Source organism: Paenibacillus sp. GP183, from assembly GCF_900104695.1.
Lineage (GTDB): Bacteria > Bacillota > Bacilli > Paenibacillales > NBRC-103111 > Paenibacillus_AI.
Map to the genome: position 1 here is coordinate 4,632,501 of NZ_FNSW01000001.1, position 17,584 is coordinate 4,650,084.

Here is a 17,584-nt window from a genome sequence, read left to right on the forward strand (position 1 = left end):
GCTGGATCACCTCCTTTCTATGGAGACTTGAGCGCTGCGATGCGCTCAGTCAAGAAGGCTTAGCCTTCACAACTTCTTCTTCACTCGTTGTCAGTTTTGAGAGGGTAATTCCTTTCAACAGTAAATAAGGGACGTAAAGTCCGTTATTTACAAAATTTGTTCCTTGAAAACTAGATAGCGAAACGAACAATGTTGCAGCGGCTAGTCCGTTGTAGCAAGCGTGAAACTTAGAATTCCTTTAAGCATCATTTGTGTCACAACAAATGAATGTTTCTAGATACCCGCTGAGCAATCAGCACTGGTTAAGCTAGAAAGAGCACACGGAGGATGCCTAGGCACTAGGAGCCGAAGAAGGACGTGGCGAACGACGAAATGCCTCGGGGAGCCGTAAGCAGGCTTTGATCCGGGGATGTCCGAATGGGGGAACCCGGCTGTGGTAATGCGCAGTCACCACTATCTGAATTCATAGGATAGTTGGAGGCATACCCAGGGAACTGAAACATCTAAGTACCTGGAGGAACAGAAAACAAAAGTGATTCCGTCAGTAGCGGCGAGCGAACGCGGAGAAGCCCAAACCAGGGAGCTTGCTCCCTGGGGTTGTAGGACGTCAACATGGGGTTAGCTTGGTAGGTGAAGAGGTCTGGAAAGGCCCGGCAAAGAAGGTAAAAGCCCTGTAGCCCAAACCAAGCGAAACCCCTAGACGGATCCTGAGTACGGCGGGACACGTGAAACCCCGTCGGAATCCGGCAGGACCATCTGCCAAGGCTAAATACTCCCTAGTGACCGATAGTGAAGCAGTACCGTGAGGGAAAGGTGAAAAGCACCGCGGAAGCGGAGTGAAAAAGAACCTGAAACCGTGTGCTTACAAAAAGTCAGAGCACTTTCTATGTGTGATGGCGTGCCTTTTGTAGAATGAACCGGCGAGTTACGTTTGCATGCGAGGTTAAGTTGAAAAGACGGAGCCGCAGCGAAAGCGAGTCTGAATAGGGCGCATGAGTATGCAGGCGTAGACCCGAAACCGTGTGATCTACCCCTGTCCAGGGTGAAGGTGAGGTAACACTCACTGGAGGCCCGAACCCACGAATGTTGAAAAATTCGGGGATGAGGTGGGGGTAGCGGAGAAATTCCAATCGAACTCGGAGATAGCTGGTTCTCCCCGAAATAGCTTTAGGGCTAGCCTCGGAAAACGAGTTGTGGAGGTAAAGCACTGATTGGGTGCGGGGCCCGCCAAGGGTTACCAAGTCCAGTCAAACTCTGAATGCCACAAACTTAGATCCGGGAGTCAGACAGTGAGTGCTAAGATCCATTGTCAAGAGGGAAACAGCCCAGACCATCAGCTAAGGTCCCTAAGTACGTGTTAAGTGGGAAAGGATGTGGAGTTGCCCAGACAACCAGGATGTTGGCTTAGAAGCAGCCACCATTGAAAGAGTGCGTAATAGCTCACTGGTCGAGTGACTCTGCGCCGAAAATGTAACGGGGCTAAACACGCCACCGAAGCTATGGCTGGCGCGAACAAGATTCGCGCTTGGGTAGGGGAGCGTTGTATGTACGTAGAATTCTGACCGTGAGGACAGGTGGAGCGCATACAAGTGAGAATGCCGGTATAAGTAACGAAAAGATCAGTGAGAATCTGATCCGCCGAAAGCCTAAGGTTTCCTGAGGAAGGCTCGTCCGCTCAGGGTAAGTCGGGACCTAAGGCGAGGCCGAAAGGCGTAGTCGATGGACAACAGGTGGAAATTCCTGTACCACCGTAGCCGTTATGAGTGATGGAGTGACGCAGAAGGGGAAAGACGCGAGCGGATGGAAGAGCTCGTCCAAGCAGTGAGGCTGGTGTGCAGGTAAATCCGCACATCGTAAGGCTGGGCTGTGATGGGGAGGGAAAATTACAGTACCGAAGGTCATGTACTCAAGCTGCCAAGAAAAGCTTCTAGCCAGGCGAAGGTGCCCGTACCGCAAACCGACACAGGTGGGCGAGAAGAGAATTCTAAGGCGCGCGGAAGAACTCTCGTTAAGGAACTCGGCAAAATGACCCCGTAACTTCGGGAGAAGGGGTGCCTCGGTAGGGTGAATAGCCCGAGGGGGCCGCAGTGAAAAGGCCCAAGCGACTGTTTAGCAAAAACACAGGTCTGTGCGAAGCCGCAAGGCGAAGTATACGGGCTGACGCCTGCCCGGTGCTGGAAGGTTAAGAGGAGTGGTTAGCCGCAAGGTGAAGCTATGAATTGAAGCCCCAGTAAACGGCGGCCGTAACTATAACGGTCCTAAGGTAGCGAAATTCCTTGTCAGGTAAATTCTGACCCGCACGAATGGCGTAACGACTTGGGCGCTGTCTCAACGAGAGATCCGGTGAAATTTTAATACCTGTGAAGATGCAGGTTACCCGCGACAAGACGGAAAGACCCCATGGAGCTTTACTGCAGCTTGATATTGGACTTGGGTACGATCTGTACAGGATAGGTGGGAGCCGTAGAAGCCTGAGCGCCAGCTTAGGTGGAGGCGCCGTTGGGATACCACCCTGATCGTACCTAGGTTCTAACCTGGTACCGTGATCCGGTATGGGGACAGTGTCAGGTGGGCAGTTTGACTGGGGCGGTCGCCTCCTAAAATGTAACGGAGGCGTTTAAAGGTTCCCTCAGAATGGTTGGAAATCATTCGCAGAGTGCAAAGGCATAAGGGAGCTTGACTGCGAGACAAACAGGTCGAGCAGGGACGAAAGTCGGACTTAGTGATCCGGTGGTACCGAATGGAAGGGCCATCGCTCAACGGATAAAAGCTACCCTGGGGATAACAGGCTTATCTCCCCCAAGAGTCCACATCGACGGGGAGGTTTGGCACCTCGATGTCGGCTCATCGCATCCTGGGGCTGAAGTAGGTCCCAAGGGTTGGGCTGTTCGCCCATTAAAGCGGTACGCGAGCTGGGTTCAGAACGTCGTGAGACAGTTCGGTCCCTATCTGTCGCGGGCGCAGGAAATTTGAGAGGAGCTGTCCTTAGTACGAGAGGACCGGGATGGACGTACCGCTGGTGTACCAGTTGTCTCGCCAGAGGCATAGCTGGGTAGCTATGTACGGAGGGGATAAGCGCTGAAAGCATCTAAGCGCGAAGCCCCCCTCAAGATGAGATTTCCCAATTCAGTAAGACCCCTTGTAGACGACGAGGTAGATAGGTTCGAGGTGGAAGTGGGGTAACCCATGCAGCTGACGAATACTAATCGGTCGAGGGCTTAACCTAAGAGCTTTCCGGAGGAAAGCTGGCTTCGGAAGCAAAAATCTAAGTCAACACACGCCAATGTTCGTTTCGCTGCTAGTTTTCAGGGAATAAACCTGAATTGATTACACCGTTCCCTGATAGCTCAGTTGGTAGAGCACTCGACTGTTAATCGAGTTGTCACAGGTTCGAGTCCTGTTCGGGGAGCCATATGGAGAGGTGTCCGAGTTTGGCCGAAGGAGCACGATTGGAAATCGTGTAGGCGTCACAAGCGTCTCGAGGGTTCGAATCCCTCTCTCTCCGCCATTCTACCCTAAATGTGAAGCCGTGCCGTTGCAAGCTACATATATTGTGGCCCGTTGGTCAAGTGGTTAAGACACCTCCCTTTCACGGAGGTAACAGGGGTTCGAGTCCCCTACGGGTCATTGTTTTAAACCTTATTCAAGGTTCCCAAGGAGGCTTAGCTCAGCTGGGAGAGCATCTGCCTTACAAGCAGAGGGTCGGCGGTTCGATCCCGTCAGCCTCCACCATAAAATTTCAGTATTGTCGCGGGGTGGAGCAGCCCGGTAGCTCGTCGGGCTCATAACCCGAAGGCCGCAGGTTCAAATCCTGCCCCCGCAACCAATTTCTTACAACGTTTGGAGCTTTGTAAGCCTAGTGTGGAGCCGTGGTGTAGAGGCCTAACATGCCTGCCTGTCACGCAGGAGACCGCGGGTTCGAATCCCGTCGGCTCCGCCATTTTTTATTTATCCTTCAAAAGGCTCGGTAGCTCAGTCGGTAGAGCAGAGGACTGAAAATCCTCGTGTCGGCGGTTCGATTCCGTCCCGAGCCACCATTTTTACAATTGAATATGCCGTTGTAGCTCAACTGGTAGAGCAACTGACTTGTAATCAGTAGGTTGGGGGTTCAAGTCCTCTCGACGGCACCATGTTTTATGGAGGATTAGTGAAGTGGCTAAACACGGCAGACTGTAAATCTGCTCTCTCTGAGTTCGGTGGTTCGAATCCATCATCCTCCACCATATATAGGGGCATAGTTTAAAGGTAGAACAAAGGTCTCCAAAACCTTTGGTGTGGGTTCAATTCCTGCTGCCCCTGCCAGTAAAAAATTTAATCGTGGCGGTCGTGGCGAAGGGGTTAACGCACTGGTTTGTGGATCCAGCACGCGCGGGTTCAAGTCCCGTCGATCGCCCCACTTTTTTATTACCTACATATTGGGGATTAGCCAAGCGGTAAGGCAACGGACTTTGACTCCGTCATCCCAAGGTTCGAATCCTTGATCCCCAGTTCTTCATATGCGGAAGTGGCTCAGTGGTAGAGCATCGCCTTGCCAAGGCGAGGGTCGCGGGTTCGAACCCCGTCTTCCGCTCCATAATTTATCTAAGGCACCATAGCCAAGTGGTAAGGCAGAGCTCTGCAAAAGCTTTACCCCCAGTTCGAGTCTGGGTGGTGCCTCCATAATGAGCCGGAGTGGCGGAATCGGCAGACGCACAGGACTTAAAATCCTGCGGTAGGTGACTACCGTACCAGTTCAAGTCTGGTCTTCGGCACCAAGCTTTACCTTGCTTTTGATGCGCCCTTAGCTCAGCTGGATAGAGTGTTTGACTACGAATCAAAAGGTCAGGAGTTCGAATCTCTTAGGGCGCGCCATCTAATTGAATATGCCGGTGTGGCGGAATGGCAGACGCGACGGACTCAAAATCCGTTTCCTGAGAGGGAGTGGGGGTTCGAGTCCCTTCACCGGCATCACAAAAACCCCGAAGAATCTAAAGATTCTTCGGGGTTTTTCCCCTATTGAAAATAAGTTATCCAGGCTTATGCGCATAAATTGCCAAATTGCAGCTAAACGCCCAATCCGGAATGGAATGTCCTCCATAACGTAATTGAAGAATCAATTATGCTTTTAGAGGTGATGACCATGGATTACTTGGATATGCTGACTAAGCTGGGTGTTGGCAATGCGCATCCTGGTGGATATGCGGAGACTTTGAAGCAGCTCGAAAAACACCCTTTGCCGATTGGGAGCAGGGTGCTTGAGGTGGGCTGCGGCACAGGACGAACCGCTTGCCTCTTAGTGGAAAAGGGCTGTATCGTGACCGCTTTGGATATCCGACCTGAAATGGTGGCGAAAGCGCGATTAAGGGCGGAACGCCTTCATGCCCAATTGCAGGTTATCGAAGGGGATGCCTGCAATCTTCCTTTTGCGGAACATGAATTTGATGTGGTCATGGTCGAATCGGTTTCAAATTTTGCAGATACACGCAAAGCCTTGTCGGAATATCGCAGGGTACTGAAACCCGGTGGAGTCTTATATGACCGAGAGGTCATTAAATGGAAAAAGATGCCGAAAGATGTTTACAGCTCCATCTGTAGGTTTTATGGCATTACATCGCTGCTGACGGTGGAGGAATGGCAAGAAAGGCTGGAATCCGCCGGGTTCTCCCGTGCTCATCATGATGATAAAAGACCGTTTCCACCGAATATGTGGGAGGATATGGTCAACCATCCAGATCCAATTAAGCTTGCGGATGAGCAGACCTTGCTCGATCCGCAAATCTGGCAGTTGTCGATTGAATATGATCAATTGATGGAGAGTTATTTGGATTATCTAGGTTATGCCGTATTGATTGGGATCAGATGAAGGCTTCGCCAGTTGTCCCGACTGCCCTGCCTACTCCTCGTAGATCATTTTGCGGGTCATGCCGCCGTCTACGACCAAGTTTATGCCTGTGACGAAGTCATTGTCCGGGTCGGTCAAGTAAAAGCAAGCCTTGACGATATCGCTGGTCTTGCCGACTCTGCCGGCAGGGTGCTGCTCGTGATCGGCTTTGCGGAGAGCCTCGTAGCCACGGGTTTCTATCCAACCGGGACTGATGCAATTGACGCGAATCCCGTCGGCGCCCAAGGACACAGCAAGCGCATGAGTGAGTCCAACTATGCCGGCTTTGGAAGCGGCGTAAGCCTCGGTGTTCGGTTCCGACATCAGAGCGCGCGTAGAGGCAATGTTGACGATAGAGCCTCCCTGACCCAGCTCTCTCATGATTTTGGCAGCCTCGCGGGAACAGAGAAATATGCCTGTAAGATTGGTTCCGATCACAGCTTCCCAATCCTCAAGGGCTAATTCATAAGGCGACGCGGAACGCATGATACCCGCATTGTTGATCATAATATTAACGGTTCCATATGTCTCAACCGCACGATGGATTAATCGTTCGACTTCGGCCGGCTGTCTAACATCCGTAGGCACGGCTATGGCTTGTCCCCCGCTTTGGCGAATGGTCTCGGCGACCTGCTCGCACGCAGACGTGTCCAGCTCGGCAGCGACCACTTTGGCGCCTTGCTCCCCATAAGCCAAGGCTAGCGAATGGCCGATGCCACGGCCAGCTCCTGTTACAATAACTATGCTGTCTTTCCATTTCATCCAGATCACCTTCCCGTTCGAATCTCGATAACATGCTCCTAACAAGTATACATCTTCAGTTTCAGATAAAGGAATTTCAAACCTTCACGGCGAATGGAGTTATGCACATTTAACCATATTTCAGGAGAAATGCTGTAGGTATAAACTTGGAAATTGATGGCATGGAGGGCACTGACTGTGGATGTAACCCCAATTACGGAACGAATATCAAATCGCAGAAGCAAAGATATTTATGAATACATTCGCAAACACGGCACGGTCTCCAAAATCGATTTGCTGGAGTACAGCGGAATGACCATCAGCACCTTAACGCGCCTGTTGGAGGAGCTGACGCAAAAGGGGCTCATTCTAGAGTCGGGCTTTGGAGCTTCAACCGGCGGGCGCAGGCCGATTCTCTATCAAATGAATACAGCCTATGCTTATGTTTTTGGCCTTGAGATTTCCCGCACATTATCGAAGCTGGTTCTGGTAGATTTGGATATGAACAAGCTGGACGATCACAGCTGGACCATGACAGATGAGATGACGCCGGCTAAGCTGATTGACATCATCACAGACGAAGCGAAGCATATGATGAAGGGGCATTCGCTCGATATCTCTACTGTCCTAGGGATGGGAATCGGGGCGGTTGGTCCTGTGGATCGATTCACCGGCGTCATCCTCGAACCTCTCTATTTTCCGGCTCAAGGCTGGAGTCAGGTGGAAGTCTGCCGCCTGCTGCAGGAACGGCTTGGCATCCCGGTGATGCTCGACAACGGCGCCAACACGGCGATCCTTGCCGAATCCTGGGTAAGCCGATCGCAAAGCTACCGCCATTTGCTCTATATTCATGCCGGAATCGGTCTGCGCTCCTCCATGGTTTCGGAAGGGAAAGTCATCTACGGTGCCGTTGACATGGAAGGCTCCGTTGGACAAATGATTATCCAAACGGATGGAATTCCTTACCGTAACAGCGCTGGCAATTATGGAGCTTTGGAATCCTATGCCTCTTTGTATAGTATAGAACGATCTGCGCGTTCTGCGCTCAAACAGGGACGAACCACTTATCTTAGCCATCTGGCTGAAGATCCGGAGACGGTTACCTTTCAACACATCCAGGAAGCGGTGAAAAAAAACGACCCCCTTGCAGTGGAGATCGTAACGGAGGCTGCTACCTATTTTGGTATTGGATTGGCCAATTTACTCAATATTCTGCATCCGGAAAAAGTAATTCTCGGTGGACCGCTGCTTGCTGGCAGCGACCTTTTCTTCCAGACAGCGACAGGAGTCGCTGTGCGCAGAGCTTATCACTACCCTACCTATCAGGTAGTTTTCAGCAAAGGCAGCTTGGGTGAAGAAGCCTTGGCCATAGGTGCCGCAGTTATGGTCATGGACTGCCTAACTTCAAGCTAAGTCTTTCAAAAACTCCAACAGCGCTGTGTTGAACTCCTCAGGCTTTTCCATGGGTGTCAAGTGAGCCGCGCCAGGAATATGTATCATTCGTGACTGGGGGATGCGATCAGCCATTTGCTTCATCACATCGGGTGGGGTAATGGCATCCTTTTCACCTACGATGACAAGGGTAGGTACGTTGATGGACGGAAGCAGAGGGACGGAATCCTTGCGAAATGCCATGGCCAGACACGCATGGACCAATCCTTCCGGCTCCATCGAGCCAATCGTGCGACCAAGCTCATTTACCAGATCAAGCTTTGCTAGCTGAGCATCCTCAGAAAGCAGCCTGGGCATCATGGCATCGCGAGCGGCAATGGCACCCTTTTCAAATAAAGAAGCAGCCATCGTCATTCTATTCTTACGGGCTTCCTGCGAATCGGCTTCGGGCCTGGTATCGGCCAGCACGACTGCCGTGAAGCGCTTCGGAGCTTTGCGCAGCAATGAGAAAGCCACATAACCCCCCATGGAGAAACCGCCAAGAACGGCTTTTTCAACTTGAAGCTGGTCCATCAAGGCCAAAACATCATCCGCATATTGATCCATAGTTATATTATCCTTCGGCACGTCAGAGCCGCCCATACCACGAAAATCCGGTGTAATTACACGATAAGCAATCTGCAGGGCTTCGATTTGATTGCGCCACATCCGATGATCCAAAGGAAACCCATGAAGCAAGATGACAGGCATTCCTTGACCTGTATCCTCATAAGCGATTGATACGCCATTTATTGTTGCTTTCATTTGCATCTCCTCCTGCTTTTCATCTTACCTCACTTGATCGCCGGATTCCAATACTGGCGGTTCCGCAATCCCTTACATCTGATTAGTCCTTACTATTTTTACCCTGCGGCGAAGCTGGATATCCGAAATTAGAAAAATGCTGCACAAAATCACAAAGAGTCCTGCCATCATTCCAACCGTAATCTGCTCTTTCAGGAAAAGTATGCCCCAAATCATCCCGAACAGAGGAACCAAATAGGTAACGCTGGCCGTTTTCGTCGGGCCTACACTGGCAATTAAGTAATAATACAAAATATAGGCAATCGCTGTACATAATAATGCTAGCCCAAGCACGGAGAAAATGACGGCTGATGAGACAGAAGCACTTGAATTCGGCAGATTGAAGAGTGTGACAGGTAATAAAAGTATCGATGCCCCCAATTGCTGACCAACCGCCATAGAAAGAGGGGATACACCTGCAAAGGTTTTTTTGGAGTAAACGCCGCCAAATCCATAAAAAACGGTAGAAAGAATGGAGAGCACAACAGCTATGAACACTTCTGTCGTAAATTGGATCGGACTCCATCCTACCAGAACAGCTACCCCTAAAATTCCTGTAAAAATTCCAAACCACTTTTTAACAGTCAGCTTTTCCTTCATCCATCCCCACACGACAAGAGCTGTGAATAAAGGAGTCATGGAGTTAATGATAGCCGACATGGATGCAGTGAGATGCAAGGCGGCAGCAGCGATCAGTGTAAAAGGAAATGCAGCATTCAATGCTCCAAGGACAAGATACTGCTTCCAGCGCTGTTTAAATTCGGGGGAAAGCTTGAGCAGCGCCATATAGATTACCAAGGCCGCAGCAGCTATCGTAACTCTGCCTTGAATCGTGAGAAACGGGCCCAAAACGGGAGATGCGATTCGAATAAAAAGAAACGAAGCCCCCCATAGCGCTGCCAAAATTAACAAAACAGAGATGTCCTTAATTTTCATAATTGTACTCCTTAGTTTAACTTTTCTATTTTAGCGGAGATTTAGATGAGCTGCGTATCACTATTTCTGAAGGGAATAATACAGTTCTGGGCTCGGGGGCTGCCGTTCCTTGTATGCGGTCAATAAGAAGCCCAATCCCCTCATACCCGAATTGGTATGCAGGCTGCACAGCCACGGTAAGGAAAGGATTGAGCTCGGAGGCAAATCCCAGATCATCATAACCTACGAGAGAGATGTCATCTGGAACACGCAGGTTCATGCTTTTTAAACTGCGAATGATGCTGATCGCCAAGAAATTGTTAGCCGCAAAAATAGCCGTTGGCGGTTCCTTCAGAGTGAACAAGGGTGACAATACAGATTCATTTTCCAATCCTCTAAAAGTGACTTCCAGGACAAGCTGCGGATCAAATCCAACATCCCGCTACGTCAAAGCTTCTTTATAGCCTCGCTGATTCTTCCTTTATTATTGATTACCCTGGAAACCGTCATCGCAGAGACATTGGCTTCCTTTGCTACATCGTAAATTGTGACCAACGCCAGCACATCCTTTGGGAAGACTATGAAATTCATTGTATATAAAGATCTGCCTTCATACAATGCTTATGGTTAATTAATACTTACCTAACAATTGGTTGTTAAGCTTTATATATCAGCAAATGATACACAGATGAATGGAGCTGCAAGCTAAGCAATGACGAAGAAACCTTGGTCCACATATGAAATGGAAAAATTGATCAAACTTTCTAAAGAATGTCCGCCTGCTGTAATCGCGCAAGAGCTTTCCCGGCCTGTAACTTCGGTGAGAAAAAAGATGCGTGAAATCGGAGTGAGCTATGTCAGCGGGGAAGACTACAAAAAACGGCAGATTCAATATCTGATTTCCGATGAGAACGGCACATATAAAAGCAAAATGAATAAAGAGGAGCAGCAATCCGGCTCCGAATCGCCGATACTGGATGAGTTCTGGAAAACATTGGTTGTTATGGCTCGCGTGGCAAAAAAACGAGGTAAAACCGTTGATGTCATTTCTTTTATAGATACGTACCGCAAAATCAGGCTTGGCGGTTAAAAGGTGAAATCTATTATAACCAGATTTAACCTTTTTCTTTTGCTGCTTTCCCGCTACAATATAGGGATATTTGGTAGGGGGACATCATATGCGAAGAATACCATTTTTCTCCATGTTAATCGGCTATGACACAGCCATTTGGATTCGGGTGATCGGTACGATACTGATCTCTCTGACAGGCTTCATGATGCGGCCTTATTTAGTTTATTACTTGTACGACAAGCTGGATGGCTCCATCATTCTCTCCATGATCATTGTGGGTGTTCAGCCTTTATGCGGAATGATCGTCAATTTATATGCAGGTGGATTGAGCGATCGCTATGGACGTAAGCCGATGATGCTTATATCCTTATTGGTTCAAGGATTGTCCATTGCCGGTTATATAGGTGCTACAGAAGTGTGGCATTATGCGGTCATATCGGTTTTTAACGGAATAGGCTTTGCTTTATTCATGCCGGCAGCCAATGCCCAGATTACAGATGTAGTGCCTGCAGAAAAGCGCGCAGAAGTATTTGCCCTGCTGCATACGGCACTGAATATGGGAGCGGCTTTCGGGCCTGTCGTCGGGTTGCTGTTGTTCAATTGGAATCAAAGCTTGATTTTTTTGGTCTGTTCGCTGTCATTATTTGTTTATGCGACATTGGTAGGCTGGAAGGTTCCCGAAACTTTACCAGTCCGCAGTAAGGTCCAGCAGGCAGCTTTTCTCAAAAAGCCAAAGGTTAAATGGAGTGAGCATAAAACCTTGCTCTGGATGACACTGCTGACGATGCCGGCCACTTTGCTGTACGCTCAGGTGGAATCTACGTTTCCGCTGCATTTACAACATCATTTTGAAAATTACAAATCGGTGTTTGCTACGATTGTCACCTTTAACGGGTTGATGGTCATTACTCTGCAGCTCTGGATTGCGAAGCGTACAGAGGCTAAACCGGCTTACCTCATGATTGGACTGGCTTATTTGCTGTTTGCCATAGTGGCCCTCGGTTACGGGTACATGCCTTACTTAGCACTGCTTCTTGTGGTTGAGTTTTTATTTACTGTAGGGGAAATGCTGTATGGTCCACATGCGCAGAAGGTGATTTCAATTATTGCACCTGAAGATCAAAGAGGCTGGTATTTTTCCGTGTACGGCATGAATTGGCAGCTGGCTCGAGCGTTCGGTCCTATCATTGGAGGATTTTTGTTAAGCCGCTTTGGCGGGGAATTCATGTTTACGGTGCTTGCGGCCGTAATCCTGATTGCGGGAATTGCGCAGACTTCGCTGATCAAGAGATTGAACCCGCACAAAGAGAAGGTAGTCACGGAAGAGCAGATTGTTGTATGAAAAGCAATTGAACAAGCAGTTGATCTAAGCCAATGAACAGATGTCGGTCTGTTTGTTGGCTTTTTTTTCGAATTACAAAAATAATTCTCGTATGTAAACCTATTTTAAGATTTATACGTTATTCTACATATATAGGAATGATTTCGGAATGTGAAGGGGTGGAAATATGGAATCACGAAGAGGATGGCTGAAGCAATCATTCGGCAAAAAGTTAAACCGAATTCACAAGTGGAATGCCTGGATTGCTTTAATTTTGGCGGTTACAGGGATTGTCCTCAGCATAGGCGGAATTCGGGGAGACCTCGGCGCATTTCGAGTCACCATTAAGCAGGCGCATATTATTTTTGGCGTTGTCTCGATCCTGATCCTTATTTTATATGCCCCGATGATTCGCAAGCACTGGAAACAGATTCGCGGACGGAACAATCAAAAAGGCAATCTGATTTTTGTGCTGGCGCTGCTCATTGGCTGGAGCCTGTCGGGCGTGATCTTGTGGCAGTTCCGAAGCTTGCCGCCAAAACTGAACAATGCCGCTCTGCTGGTGCATGATTTGCTCACCTGGGTCGGCATTCCCTATGCCGCCTACCACTCGATCTCCCGCAGCCGCCTGCTGAAGCGGCAGCAAAGGCAAGAGCTGGCAGCGGCCGCAGCCGCTGCCAGAGCATTGCCAGCGGCCGCCCCGGCGCCGGCCGCTGTAGAGCCCGCCGCAGCCTCGGCCGAGGCTGCAGGCACAACCGCGCCCGCCGCCTCGGGCGACGCGGCGCAGCGCACTCGAGCGCAGGCGGTCATCACCGCGCTCAAGGAATCGCCGATCACACGCGCATCCTTCCTGCGGCTTGCCGCAGGGCTGCTACTCGTGATCGGAGTTGGCCCCGCCTTTTACCGCTGGATAAAAGGCGCTTTGGACACCGGCGGCGCCGGACTTGCCGCCGTTGCCGCCTCGGACGGCAACCGGATGCTGCCGCCGCCGGTGCCGCTGCCGGACTCCGCCACTGTCGTCGGCGGAGGAGCCCAAGGGAATTTCCGCGTGTACACGGTGACGGAAATTCCCGCTTTCTCCTCGGATAACTGGCAGTTCGCGTTATCCGGTCTTGTCGATAAACCCAAGACCTTCAATTGGGAGGAATTTTTGAAGCTCGAACGCACGGTGCAGGTGAGCGACTTTCATTGTGTAACTGGCTGGTCAGTTTATAAGGTGACGTGGGAGGGAATCCCGCTGAAAAAGCTGCTGGACATAGGCAATGTGAAAAAAGAAGCCAAGTTCGTCAAGTTTTATTCCGGCGATAAGGTGTATACGGATACGCTTGACTTGAAGCAGATAGCCAGCCTGGATGATATCATGGTGGCCGTTCTTATGGATGGCAAACCGATCCCGCAAATGCTGGGCGGTCCTGTACGCTTGGTTGTCCCGAAAATGTATGCCTATAAATCTGTAAAATGGCTGCAGGCCATCGAGCTGATCGATAAAGAGCATATCGGCTACTGGGAGCTTCGCGGTTATGACACCGATGCCTGGTTGCCTGCTGGAAAAACCTGAAGGACTTATTCATTTTATATGAAAGTATAACTTTTTATAACCGGCGTAGCCATTATCCATGTAACCTGACATTCCCTATGCTTTTTGATATAGTTAGTTCAGGATCGCTAACAGAGGAAGCAGGGATTTGAAGTGGAAGTTGTATCCGTCAATGTGGGGAAACCCGCTTCATTAAAGGTTCAGAATAAGGAGGAGCTGTTCACGGGGATTGTAAAATCACCGGTCAACTCCGATTTGCATTTGTCCTTCATCCAGCTGGAAGGGGACGGACAAGCCGATTTGCTGAATCACGGCGGTGTCGATAAAGCACTCTGTGTATACTGCCACGAGCATTATGCCTATTGGGAGCACCTGCTGGGGAAAAGGCTGGATCCTGGAGCTTTTGGCGAAAATATTACAATGAGTGGTCTCCTTGAGTCCGAGGTTTGTATCGGCGACACATTTTCGCTGGGGAATGCCATTGTTCAGGTCGCTCAACCGAGGCAGCCTTGTTACAAGCTTGCGGATCGTCACGCAGTTCCTGATTTTGTCATGAAAGTTCAAACTATAGGCTATAGCGGGTATTACTTTCGTGTCCTGCAGGAGGGTAAACTTCCTCCCAATCCTCAAATCCAGCTAGTAAGCAAACAGTCAATGGGAGTCACTATTGAATTTGTGAACCAGATCTTATACCATGATAAGCGAAATGTTGAAGGCATTCAGCGTATTGTGGCGGTACCTGAGCTTTCGGAAAAATTGAGACTTACGCTGAACAAACGTCTGCAAGAGCTAGAGGTTTAATGCCATGATGACAGGAGTCATTTTGGCCGGGGGGCAGAATCGCCGAATGGGGGGTAAGCACAAAGCACTGATTCCCTTCAGGGGTGTTCCGCTCTTAAACATACAGCTCCAAGAAATGGCCAGGATTTGCAAACAAATTCTCCTTGTGACCCATAAACCGGAACTATTTGCTCCGATTCTTCAGGATATTCGGCAGGCTGAGGTGAGCTGTATTCCTGATGTGCTGCCCGGAAAAGGTCCTTTAAGCGGCATTCATGCGGCGTGCCTCGCTGCTGAAACAAATCGACTTTGGATTGTCGGCTGTGATATGCCCTATGTATCAGCTGCCGCAGCTGAAGCTTTGTATGATTTGAGTGAGAGCACCCAGGCGGACGCGGTTATCCCGGTTATTCATGAAAAAGTCCAGCCCTTACATGGTATTTATGATAAAAGGATTGCACCTGTCGTCTCAGAGCTGCTTGGCATGGAACAGTTTAAGCTGATGGGACTGCTGGCACGCATTCATTTTGTGACCGCGGATGATTTATTTTTCGCTCAAAGGGACATTGCCTTAACATTCACAGTCAATTTGAACACACCGGATGATTTTCTTTCTGCGGAGTAATTAGGCCATAATGAACATTCATCAAAATGCGGAGAGGAAGATCACAGGCGGTGAGCAAGTCATTCAATTTCAAGTTCGGACGTAAGGCGATATCCGTAGAAGAAGCTCGAAAAGAATTGGAACCTTTTATCAAGCAGACCGACATCGAGCACATTCCGCTGGCGCTTTCCTTTGGCAGAACTATCGCGAAGGATATCCTCGCGGCCCATCCTGTGCCGCATTTTCGCCGTTCCGGAGTTGACGGATATGCAGTGCGATCCGCAGATATTGCGGCAGCCTCTCCGGAGAATCCGGTGGGGCTGACAGTTATCGAGCATATCCCAAGCGGGACAGTGCCGATTCGGAAGATTGAATCCGGAATGGCGGCCCGCATCATGACAGGTGCTCCGGTTCCGGAAGGAGCGGATGCTGTCGTCATGCTGGAAATGACGGAAAAGGGATCGGCTGAGGGCTTAGACTATGGACATGTGGAACGCACATTCATCCGAAAGAGCCTGTTCAGCGGCCAAAATATAACACCCATAGCAGGCGAGATCAGCGAAGGAGAAAGGGTCTTGCAGCGGGGATGCCGTATTGCTTCCGGTGAGGCCGCGCTTCTGGCCACCTTTGGCTATGAAACTGTGGCCATTTATAGCAAGCCGCGGGTGGCTATCTTTTCAACTGGCTCGGAGCTGTTGAAGGTGGGGGACGCGATGGCGCCGGGCCGAATCCGAAACAGTAACAGCTACATGCTGGCCTGCCAAGTCGAGGCTTGCGGAGGAATACCGATGATCATGCCTCCATTGGCAGATGATCCGGAGCAGGTACAGACTGCGCTTGTCCAAGCGTTTGAATCCGCCGATTGTGTTATCACCTCAGGCGGAGTATCTGTTGGCGACTATGATGTGCTGGTGGAAGTATTTAAGCGCTGGAATGGAACATTGCTGTTCAATAAAATCGCAATGCGGCCAGGCAGCCCGACCAGCGCAGCGGTTTGGCAGGATAAGCTGCTTTTAGCCCTATCCGGTAATCCTGGCGCTGCGTTTGTAGGCTTTGAGCTGTTTGCCCGGCCAGTACTGGAAAGCATGCAGGGCGTAAGGCAGCCGTATCCTGAAGCATGCACGGCTTTTTTGGAAGTCGATTATGAGAAAGGCTCCGCCTATCCGCGCTATGTAAGAGGAACGACGCGAATTGATGACGGCAGGCTTTATGTCAAACCGGCAGGCGCAGATAAATCAAGCATCATGGTATCGATTAAAGATGCTGATTGCTTGATTTACCTTCCTGCTGGCGGCAGCGGTTTTCGCAAGGATGAAAAAGTGAATATTTACATGCTCTGAATGATCATATAGCGCAAATAAAAAGAGTGCGTCCGTTAGCCATTAAGGCAGCGGCCGCACGCTTTCGCGTACAATCAATTCGGTAGAAAGCACAAGATTGTGATTGACGTTCCGGCCTTCCAGCAGATCAATTAACATTTGTGCAGCTTGATAACCCATTTCGTACGGATTTTGATTAATCGTCGTTAGTGCAGGTGAACAATAGGCCGATACATTGATATTGTCGAAGCCTACGATGGATACATCCTGCGGCAGCTGAAGTCCTAAGCCGCGAACGGCTTGCATAGCACCTAGTGCCATAAGATCACTGGCACAGAACAGTGCAGTCACGTCCGGATGTTGGGATAGGAGCTGGTACGTAGCTTCCTTTGCATCATTTTCAGAGAAGGAGCCGTCCCTTACAAGCGATTCATTGAACGGAATACCGCAGCTGTTCAATGCTTCATGATAACCCTTTAGCCGCTGAATGCTGACGTCAGCCTGGGAATGGCCATTGATGACTCCGATTTGGCGGTGTCCCGCATCCAGTAAATGTTTGGTTGCTTTGAAAGCTCCATTAACATTATCAGAGGTGACGTACCCTACATTTTTTCCTTTTATCGGAATATCAATGAGCACGCAGGGTATGGGTGAAATGACAATTTCATTCAAATAAGGATCATCCAATCGGATGCCCATAATAATGACACCGTCAACACCTCTCTCCTGACAGAGGGATTTATAGGATTTAGTTCTTTGCTTTTGTGGAGTAGTGCTGAATAGCACAAGGTCATAGTTCAGTTCGCCGGATCTGTCGTTCATTCCGCACAGCACTTCGAAAGCGATATTATCCTTGGAGCTGCTTCGAGTAACGTTGGAAAGGAGCAGCCCAAGTGTTTTGGTTTTTTTGGAAATTAAAGACCGTGCGGCCATGTTAGGACTGTAGCCGGTATTGTGAGCTATAGCTTCTATTTTTTTTCGGGTTTCTTCGTTAACATCGTCATATCCGTTTAATGCTCTGGATACGGTTGTGACGGAAACGCCGGCCTGCTTGGCTATATCTTTAATAGTTACCAATCTCATCACCCCGGAAACGTTTTGGTTTTATAGTAATTGTAGGTGATTAAGACAAGATGATCAATATTTTATAAAATAAAAACGAAAAAAAATGTTGTAAATGCTTACATGTTATCATATAAT

14 protein-coding genes, 17 tRNA genes and 2 rRNA genes (1 of these 33 running past the window's edge) are annotated in these 17,584 nt (G+C 49.6%); 27 read left to right on the top strand and 6 right to left on the bottom strand.

Annotated features, from left to right (window positions below; genetic code table 11):
* The 20 genes from BLV33_RS22870 to BLV33_RS22965 form a co-directional block, all read left to right on the top strand.
* Positions 1-17 (top strand): 16S ribosomal RNA (locus BLV33_RS22870); it begins 1,530 nt to the left of the window's first position.
* A 283-nt stretch (positions 18-300) separates the two neighbouring features.
* Positions 301-3,226, top strand: a 23S ribosomal RNA gene (locus tag BLV33_RS22875).
* The 16S and 23S rRNA genes sit together here with 17 tRNA genes alongside, the layout of an rRNA operon.
* 110 nt (positions 3,227-3,336) lie before the next feature.
* Positions 3,337-3,412: transfer RNA gene (locus BLV33_RS22880), tRNA-Asn, on the top strand.
* A 3-nt stretch (positions 3,413-3,415) separates the two neighbouring features.
* Positions 3,416-3,508 (top strand) — tRNA-Ser (locus BLV33_RS22885).
* Positions 3,509-3,555: 47 nt separating this feature from the next.
* A tRNA-Glu gene (locus tag BLV33_RS22890) sits at positions 3,556-3,627 on the top strand.
* 29 nt (positions 3,628-3,656) lie between these two features.
* Positions 3,657-3,732, top strand: a tRNA-Val gene (locus BLV33_RS22895).
* 17 nt (positions 3,733-3,749) lie between these two features.
* Positions 3,750-3,826 (top strand) — tRNA-Met (locus BLV33_RS22900).
* Between the two features lie 37 nt (positions 3,827-3,863).
* Positions 3,864-3,940 (top strand) — tRNA-Asp (locus tag BLV33_RS22905).
* Between the two features lie 21 nt (positions 3,941-3,961).
* Positions 3,962-4,037, top strand: a tRNA-Phe gene (locus BLV33_RS22910).
* A gap of 17 nt (positions 4,038-4,054) precedes the next feature.
* Positions 4,055-4,130, top strand: a tRNA-Thr gene (locus BLV33_RS22915).
* Positions 4,131-4,138: 8 nt separating this feature from the next.
* A tRNA-Tyr gene (locus tag BLV33_RS22920) sits at positions 4,139-4,223 on the top strand.
* 5 nt (positions 4,224-4,228) lie between these two features.
* Positions 4,229-4,302: transfer RNA gene (locus tag BLV33_RS22925), tRNA-Trp, on the top strand.
* An 18-nt stretch (positions 4,303-4,320) separates the two neighbouring features.
* Positions 4,321-4,396, top strand: a tRNA-His gene (locus BLV33_RS22930).
* 20 nt (positions 4,397-4,416) lie between these two features.
* Positions 4,417-4,488: transfer RNA gene (locus BLV33_RS22935), tRNA-Gln, on the top strand.
* A 10-nt stretch (positions 4,489-4,498) separates the two neighbouring features.
* A tRNA-Gly gene (locus tag BLV33_RS22940) sits at positions 4,499-4,573 on the top strand.
* A gap of 12 nt (positions 4,574-4,585) precedes the next feature.
* Positions 4,586-4,659 (top strand) — tRNA-Cys (locus tag BLV33_RS22945).
* Positions 4,660-4,665: 6 nt separating this feature from the next.
* Positions 4,666-4,754: transfer RNA gene (locus BLV33_RS22950), tRNA-Leu, on the top strand.
* Positions 4,755-4,774: 20 nt separating this feature from the next.
* Positions 4,775-4,851, top strand: a tRNA-Arg gene (locus BLV33_RS22955).
* Positions 4,852-4,864: 13 nt separating this feature from the next.
* Positions 4,865-4,947: transfer RNA gene (locus BLV33_RS22960), tRNA-Leu, on the top strand.
* Between the two features lie 172 nt (positions 4,948-5,119).
* The gene (locus BLV33_RS22965) at positions 5,120-5,842 is read left to right on the top strand and encodes a class I SAM-dependent methyltransferase (RefSeq protein ID WP_090797427.1); all 723 of its coding nucleotides are present in this window, start codon (positions 5,120-5,122) and stop codon (positions 5,840-5,842) included.
* A gap of 30 nt (positions 5,843-5,872) precedes the next feature.
* Here the strand turns inward: BLV33_RS22965 and BLV33_RS22970 are convergent, their stop codons facing one another.
* On the bottom strand, positions 5,873-6,622 hold the full coding sequence (locus BLV33_RS22970; RefSeq protein WP_090797429.1) for an SDR family NAD(P)-dependent oxidoreductase: 750 nt from the start codon (positions 6,620-6,622) through the stop codon (positions 5,873-5,875).
* A gap of 177 nt (positions 6,623-6,799) precedes the next feature.
* On the opposite strand from BLV33_RS22970, the gene BLV33_RS22975 reads away from it, so the two are divergent.
* Positions 6,800-8,014 carry an ROK family transcriptional regulator gene (locus tag BLV33_RS22975; RefSeq protein ID WP_090797431.1) on the top strand — a complete coding sequence of 405 codons (1,215 nt, stop codon included), beginning with the start codon at positions 6,800-6,802 and terminating at the stop codon, positions 8,012-8,014.
* Here the strand turns inward: BLV33_RS22975 and BLV33_RS22980 are convergent.
* The 4 genes from BLV33_RS22980 to BLV33_RS30505 all read right to left on the bottom strand — a co-directional run bounded on the left by BLV33_RS22980 (position 8,006) and on the right by BLV33_RS30505 (position 10,342).
* A complete protein-coding gene (locus BLV33_RS22980) occupies positions 8,006-8,797 on the bottom strand; it encodes an alpha/beta fold hydrolase (protein WP_090797433.1) in 792 nt (263 codons plus the stop codon). The two genes, BLV33_RS22975 and BLV33_RS22980, sit on opposite strands and share 9 nt — an antisense overlap.
* Positions 8,798-8,869: 72 nt before the next feature.
* Positions 8,870-9,772 (bottom strand): DMT family transporter, encoded by a 903-nt coding sequence (locus tag BLV33_RS22985; RefSeq protein WP_090797435.1) that lies wholly within the window; start codon positions 9,770-9,772, stop codon positions 8,870-8,872.
* 25 nt (positions 9,773-9,797) lie between these two features.
* Positions 9,798-10,142 carry a substrate-binding domain-containing protein gene (locus tag BLV33_RS22990; protein WP_171909263.1) on the bottom strand — a complete coding sequence of 115 codons (345 nt, stop codon included), beginning with the start codon at positions 10,140-10,142 and terminating at the stop codon, positions 9,798-9,800.
* 56 nt (positions 10,143-10,198) lie between these two features.
* Positions 10,199-10,342 (bottom strand): LacI family DNA-binding transcriptional regulator, encoded by a 144-nt coding sequence (locus BLV33_RS30505; RefSeq protein ID WP_090797439.1) that lies wholly within the window; start codon positions 10,340-10,342, stop codon positions 10,199-10,201.
* Between the two features lie 121 nt (positions 10,343-10,463).
* Here BLV33_RS30505 and BLV33_RS23000 point away from each other — a divergent pair, with 121 nt between their 5' ends.
* The 6 genes from BLV33_RS23000 (at position 10,464) to glp (ending at position 16,405) form a co-directional block, all read left to right on the top strand.
* A complete protein-coding gene (locus BLV33_RS23000) occupies positions 10,464-10,841 on the top strand; it encodes a hypothetical protein (RefSeq protein WP_090797441.1) in 378 nt (125 codons plus the stop codon).
* Positions 10,842-10,929: 88 nt separating this feature from the next.
* On the top strand, positions 10,930-12,165 hold the full coding sequence (locus BLV33_RS23005) for an MDR family MFS transporter (RefSeq protein ID WP_090797443.1): 1,236 nt from the start codon (positions 10,930-10,932) through the stop codon (positions 12,163-12,165).
* Positions 12,166-12,331: 166 nt separating this feature from the next.
* A complete protein-coding gene (locus BLV33_RS23010) occupies positions 12,332-13,702 on the top strand; it encodes a molybdopterin-dependent oxidoreductase (RefSeq protein WP_090797445.1) in 1,371 nt (456 codons plus the stop codon).
* A gap of 132 nt (positions 13,703-13,834) precedes the next feature.
* Positions 13,835-14,482 carry an MOSC domain-containing protein gene (locus tag BLV33_RS23015; protein ID WP_090797447.1) on the top strand — a complete coding sequence of 216 codons (648 nt, stop codon included), beginning with the start codon at positions 13,835-13,837 and terminating at the stop codon, positions 14,480-14,482.
* Between the two features lie 4 nt (positions 14,483-14,486).
* Positions 14,487-15,086, top strand: a complete 600-nt coding sequence (locus BLV33_RS23020) for a molybdenum cofactor guanylyltransferase (RefSeq protein ID WP_090797448.1) — start codon at positions 14,487-14,489, stop codon at positions 15,084-15,086.
* Between the two features lie 50 nt (positions 15,087-15,136).
* A complete protein-coding gene (gene glp / locus BLV33_RS23025) occupies positions 15,137-16,405 on the top strand; it encodes a molybdopterin molybdotransferase MoeA (protein ID WP_253187144.1) in 1,269 nt (422 codons plus the stop codon).
* A gap of 42 nt (positions 16,406-16,447) precedes the next feature.
* Here glp and BLV33_RS23030 read toward each other — a convergent pair whose 3' ends face one another.
* A complete protein-coding gene (locus BLV33_RS23030; protein WP_090797452.1) occupies positions 16,448-17,461 on the bottom strand; it encodes a LacI family DNA-binding transcriptional regulator in 1,014 nt (337 codons plus the stop codon).
* Positions 17,462-17,584: the final 123 nt, after the last annotated feature.